Below are 4,654 nucleotides of genomic sequence, written 5' to 3'. Positions count from 1 at the left end.
ACGCTTGGGATCTTCACGGTGCAGCCGGTTCTTGTTTTTGCGGAGGACATCGTCGCTGATCCTTCCGCCCCCGCAGCCCAGCGCCCCGTCGTCACCGAGGCGGGCAGCAGCGGCATTCCTCTTGTTCAGATCACGGCGCCCTCCGGTGAGGTCTCCCTCAACCGCTACGACACCTTCAGCGTCCCGGAGCGCGGTGCCATCCTCAATAACGCCTTCCTCTTCGCCAATACACAGCTCGCCGGGTACATCGAGGGCAATCCGAACCTTATCGGCGGGCCGGCGCGCATCATCGTCAACGAGGTAACAAGCAAAAATCCCTCCGAACTCCGCGGCTTCCTCGAGGTCGCGGGAGCCAAAGCCAGCGTCGTCATTGCGAATCCGAACGGAATCCTCGCAGACGGCGCTGGTTTTTTAAATACCTCCCGCGCCATCCTTGCCACCGGACGCAGTCAGATCGATGCTGCAGGAAACTTCACCGGGATTCGCGTGGAGGACGGGCACGCCCTCATCACCGGGAAGGGACTTGACGCGCGCGGTGCGGATTCCGCCGAGATCTATGCGCGTGCCATTGAGGTCAACGCAGGTATTTGGGCGAACCATGCAAAGATCGTCGCAGGAATAAACGACATCGGCAGAGACGGAAGTGTTACGCCCATTACTTCCTCGGACAGCGCACTTCGCTCTGCGCCCTCCTATGCCATCGACCTTGCAGACATCGGCGGCATGTATGCAAGCCGTGTCGAACTCGTCGGCACCGAGAAAGGACTCGGCGTCAACCTCCGGGGAACAGTCAGCGCCACGCGCGCCGTCTCCCTCGATGTAAACGGCAACCTCAGAACCTCCGGCAGCCTCTACAGCGACGGGACCGCCTCCGTCCGCGCCGAGGATATCGAAAACCATGGCCTCATCTACGGCGGCAAAGACACCACCGTCACAGCGGCAGCACTCACGAACAGCGCAGACGGCAGAATCTACGGCGACACGATCCGCATCCAGGCAAAGACCATCACCAACGAAACCGATGCAGCCCTTGAGGAGCGCCTTGCAAAAGAAATGAAAGTGCTCAAAGAAAGAGAAGCTGCAGTCGAAGAAGCGCACCAGAGCATCCTAATGCACGAGCCAGCCAGAAGAAAGTTTGGAGGGAGAAACCTCCATTCCATTGTTGACCGCTACAACGAAGAGATCGGTGCAGCACATGGAGCCTACGACGTGCAGCAGGCCATCGTCGAGAAGACCAAGACTGCCCTTGCGGAAAAACCCGCGGGCGTCATTGCCGCACGAAAAGAGCTGACGCTCAGTGCAGAGAGCATCAAGAACAGCGGCAGCGCCCTCCTCTACTCCGGCGGAGATCTCTCTCTCACGGCAAACGAAGAACTAAAGAACCACGGCGCGCGCATCGAAGCACAGGGAAATATGACCATCACCGCGCCCGTCGTGAGGAACGAGAACGCCGCCTTTGCGGCAAAGCGCGTCGTCACCGAGAGCCACTACAATCCTACCAAGATTCTTATCAATGAGCAGGGGCACAAAGAAGAGGGAAAGGTATTTCCCGCAAGTGAGTTCAGCGACCTTGGCAGCGGCTACGGCGCCTATCACAGCGAAGTGCCCCTAAAACCCATCTATGAACCTGCGGCCTACGAAAAGATCCGCCCGCTCACGCCCGAGGAGATCGCAAACGGCGAGGCCCCTGTCCCCGAGGAACTCATCGGCACCCTTGCGCCGAACTACGACTACGACGATCCCATCTTCAAGGAACTCGGCGTCACGTCCATGAACACGCCGCGCCCCAAAAACGGAGATCCTGCACAGGCAGCCTGGGACACGCAGTACCAAGGCATCCTCGCGCAGCTCAACGAAAAAATCGCCGCCCACAACGAAGCGGCGAAGAAATACAATGCGCCCATTGAGGAGGCCGCGGGGCAAAAGATCGATCTTCTCACCGTCATCGAGACCTATGCGCAGACCTCAGAGGAACAGGTCACCTCATCCATGCCCGGCAACATCCGCGCGGGCGGCAGCATCGAGCTGCACGGCGATACAGTAAACCGTGACAGCAACATCATCGCGGGCGGAACGCTCCATACAACAGGCGCCCTCACACAGGAGGCAAAGAAACAGCAGGCACAGACCGTCGCACTCGGTACCACACAGTTCAGCTACACGAGGAGACCGCCCTGGCCGCGCAAAGGACGTCAGCGCCGCTACAAGTCCCCTGTCTTTATGACGCCCGAAGTTGCCCGCAGCGAACCTTCCCCCATCGGTGTTGGTCTCTATGAGGGCGGCATCGCCCGCGAGAATCTCACCGACGAGCAGAGAAGGCGCATCCATAACGCCCTCTCCCCCTTCGGTCTTGCACCGGACGGTTTTGCCAAAGGGAGCGGCGCCGAGGGTCCCGAACATCTCCTCGTCAGCGCCCTCTACCGCGTGCACCCCGAGAGCACGGCCAAATATCTCATCGAGACCGATCCCGCCTTCACCGACCGGCGTAAATTCCTCTCCTCCGACTACATGTACCAGCGCCTCAGATGGGATCCCGACAAAGTCCCCAAGAGAATCGGCGACGGCTTCTACGAGCAGCAGCTTCTCGCTGAGCAAATCCTCCGCCGGACCGGCAAACGGCACCTCGACGGCTATACCGACGATGAAGCCGCATTCCAGGCACTCATGGATGCGGGTATTTCGTATGCCGCGGAGATGAACATCGCCCCCGGCGTTGCACTGACCAAAGAGCAGATCGAGGCGCTCACCTCCGACATGATCTGGCTCGAGGAGCGCGAGGTCTATGTCCGCGGCAAAAAAGAACGCGCCGTCTATCCCGTTCTCTATATGAAAAACACAAACGGTCTGAGACTCACCGCAGGCGGCAGTCTCATCTCCGCGAAAAACATCAGTGTCGAAACAACAAAAGCACTCAAAAATGCCGGCACCCTCTACGCCGAGAACATCCGCGCACATGCAGGAGACATCGAAAACGAAGGGCTGATTCTTGCCAAAGATGTAACCCTTACCTCAGATACCGACCTAAAGACCACCGGCACCATTCAGGGAGAGTCCTCTGTTCTCCTTGATGCGAAGGATAATATCTACGCAGAGAGCACCACAGAGAAACTGCCCCATCAGGACGCCCTTGATCAGACGGCAAACATTTCCGTCAAAAACGATGAGGGCACCCTTTTGATGCGCGCAGGAAGGAACATTGAGCTCACGGGCGCAAATCTTTCCGCACAGGGCAAAAACGGCAGCATTCAGCTCACGGCAGGAAACGACATCGTCCTCGATACCAAGAGACTCCAAAGCGAAAAGGACATGACCCTCGACTCTTCGAACTATCTGCGGACAAAGCGCGGCACCGAGTTTGTGACAGAGATCCAAGCAGACGGCAATGTAAGTCTTGCCGCAGGAAATGACCTGAGCGCAAGAGCGGCAGCTATTGCAAGCAAGAATGCAGACGTCTCCCTTACCGCCGGAAACGATGTAAACATCACCGCAGGTACCGAGACTGCCGAAGATCACTACGCCATACGGTACAAAGAGCGCGGCCTATTCTCCAGCAAGACCACCACCATCCGCACCGACAGCGAGGAGCGTTCGGCACTCTCTGCCAACATCTCCGGAAAGAACATCCATATCTCCGCGGCAAAAGATGCAGAGCTCCAGGCGGCAAATGTCATCGCAGACGGCAGTGCAAACATCTCTGCAACGCGGAACCTGACCTTAAGCTCTGCCGAGAACTATGCACGGCTCGATCACTACAAGGAGGTCAAGAAATCCGGCATCTTCTCCTCCGGCGGACTCGGCTTTACGATCGGCACACAGCGCACGAAGACCGATCATGACAGAGAAGCGACAACCCAACAGGGAACAAATATTGCTGCCCTTGGCGGAAATGTCTCCCTCACCGCAGGAGAGACGGCGCATCTGACCTCTGCCAATGTGCTCGCAGGAAAAGAAGCATCCGTCACCGCAAAGGAGACCACCATCGACGGCAGGGAGAACGTCTACCGCGAGAGCTATACCAAGGAGGTGAAGACCTCCGGCCTTACCGTCAGCTTCGGACACGGCCTCATCGATCTCGGACAGGAATTCTATGCCCCCTTAAAGCGCATGGGCGAGGTTGAGGATGATCGTCTGAAAGCCGCCTATGCATGGAGAACCGGACGCCTCATCCACGACTACTTCGGGAAGAATGCCCTTGCCCTAGACAAATCCTATACTCCCTCGCTCAATCTCAGCCTTGGCACGAGCAGATCCTACAATCGGAGCGAGAACGTCACGAGAGAATATGCGGGCAGCATGATCCGCGCAGGAGAGCTTGCAAATCTCACTGCTGCAGAGCGCGACCTCACCGTCAAGGGTTCCACCGTCGAGAGCAAGGACGTCTCCCTCGCAGCCAAGGGGAACGTGCGCCTGGAAGCGGGAGAAAACACGAGCGTTACCACCACCGCGAATAAATACAGCTCGGCAAGCGTCGGGGCCTCCTTTGGCATAAACGGACTCAGCGACATCAGCGTCAATGTAAACAGAGCCAAAGGCAACAGCAAGGAGACCCACACCTCCTACTCCTCTGCCCTCATCCGTGCAGAGGAGAATGCGGTTATTGTCTCCGGCAAAGATACGGATATCCTCGGGAGCAAGGTGCAGGGAGACAAGGTCA

The 4,654-nt window shown here is 58.0% G+C and carries 1 protein-coding gene; it reads left to right on the top strand.

Annotated elements, in window-relative coordinates; all coding sequences use genetic code 11:
• A partial coding sequence (locus HMPREF7545_RS09830; protein ID WP_006695594.1) for a two-partner secretion domain-containing protein occupies positions 1 to 4,654 on the top strand: 4,654 nt, incomplete at both ends.

The organism is Centipeda noxia ATCC 43541 (assembly GCF_000160555.1).
Classification (GTDB): domain Bacteria; phylum Bacillota; class Negativicutes; order Selenomonadales; family Selenomonadaceae; genus Centipeda; species Centipeda noxia.
Note: the sequence above shows the minus strand (reverse complement) of the source record. Positions and strands in the feature narration are given on the sequence as shown.